Source organism: Okeania hirsuta (assembly GCF_003838195.1).
Lineage (GTDB): Bacteria > Cyanobacteriota > Cyanobacteriia > Cyanobacteriales > Microcoleaceae > Okeania > Okeania hirsuta.
In genome coordinates, this window is record NZ_RCBY01000555.1 from 1 (window position 1) to 1,695 (window position 1,695).

Sequence of the window (1,695 nt, forward strand, 5' to 3'; positions counted from 1 at the left end):
TACATTCCAAATAAGCTAAAGCACCTGTCAAAACCGGACAACCATTCTCAGCTTCTTGGGTTTCTCAGGCGACTTTTAATCCTCCTGGGGTGACTATTGCTGTGGCAAAAGACCGAGCGCTGGAATCTTTGACTCATACAGGCGATCGCTTTGTGTTGAATATATTGGCAGAGGGTAAACAATTGAGGAAGCATTTTCAGAAGTCTTTTGCACCGGGAGAAGATCGTTTTGTGGGAGTGGAAACCAAGGAAGCTGAGAATGGTTGTCCGGTTTTGACAGGTGCTTTAGCTTATTTGGAATGTAAGGTGGCAAACCGGATGGAATGTGGCGACCATTGGTTGGTTTATGCAGTAGTGGAGAATGGTCAGGTACTGAATGAGGGAGTAACAGCAGTTCATTTCCGCAAATCAGGTAGTCATTATTAAAACAGTTGTTGGGAAATAAGAATTGAAAAGGCTCAAAAGCTTACTTTATAGAGCTTTCATGGTTTTAAGGCTGAAAAAACACGATAAACTTTTACTAATAAGGGTTTTAGCAATTTTTTTAGCTTATATCATGTCCGGATAATTAGACATCTCTGAAAAAGATATAGACTTTTTGCACATAGCAGGCAACAGGCAACAGGCAACAGGCAACAGGCAACAGGCAACAGGGAATAGATTTTCAGGAAAAATGTACCAAAAATGATTTAGGGAACTGACTTTTACAACTCTAGCTTTTGTTAAATAAAGGGTAAGTTTATTTTCACCAGATGTCTATTAGTTATAAAAAAACTTTCTCCTCTTCTTTCTTGTTTCCTGTTTCTTTCCTCGTGAATCCTGACTCCTGATATCATGTCCGGTAGCATCAGTATTGTATAGCGAAGGTAAGGAAGAAGGAAGAGGGAAGAAGGAAGAAGGCTTAAAAGCTTGAAAAAACCTAAATTTCCTGTAGATATTCACCCTTGGATTTACACAAACGATACCAGCGGACATGATATGAGTCCTCAGTCGTTTATTTATAACTGTTCAACCGGACATGATATTACAGCGCTTTTCAAATTGATGAACCATATCTTCACAAGCAAAACCTTGTAGGGAAGTTCCATGGAACGTCCCTACTGTGGTCTACCGTGCAGGAAAACCGCTGTAATTCCCAACAACTCTAGCAATATGATTTTAGTTGTGAGATATTGGATACTTTTGTTTTAGGTATGGAGGGAATAGGGAATAGGTATGGAGGGGAGAAACGAATACATATAGCGCTGTGCGCAGGGAACAGGGAACAGGGAACAGGGAACAGGGGGAATAAATTGCCGATCATATAAGACTTCTAGCTCTTTTGCCCCTACTACAATTTGTAAATATACCAGCGCTCATTGCTATAAGAATAAGATAACTGCTATATTCTTTTTTTTAAAGAAACACCTCAATTCTCACATCTGATTCCTGATTGCTATCTATTAGAAAAAATGCTCGAAGAAGGGGTAAACAAAATTATCAATGTAAGAATTGTGGTCGGCAAGAAGATTGAACATTATCAGGAGATGTTATTTTTACCAATCAAACTACTTATTTATTATTTGCTCATAGCAAAAACTTTCTGATATAATCAGGACTTATATCATGTCCGGCTAATTAGTGATAAAAAACTTTCTCCTTCAACTCCAGTTCTTCTTCTTCCTTCTTCTTTCTTCCCTCCTGACTCCTGACTCCT

Annotated in this window: 1 protein-coding gene and 1 pseudogene; both read left to right on the forward strand. The window is 38.8% G+C overall.

The window, feature by feature from the left end:
* Positions 1 to 50: 50 nt before the first annotated feature.
* Positions 51 to 425, forward strand: a pseudogene (locus tag D5R40_RS32795) (flavin reductase family protein); the annotation flags it as partial.
* A 1,006-nt stretch (positions 426 to 1,431) separates the two neighbouring features.
* Entirely contained in the window at positions 1,432 to 1,512 is an 81-nt protein-coding gene (locus D5R40_RS43620; protein ID WP_445974413.1) for an IS1/IS1595 family N-terminal zinc-binding domain-containing protein, read from the forward strand.
* The last annotated feature ends 183 nt before the right edge of the window (positions 1,513 to 1,695 follow it).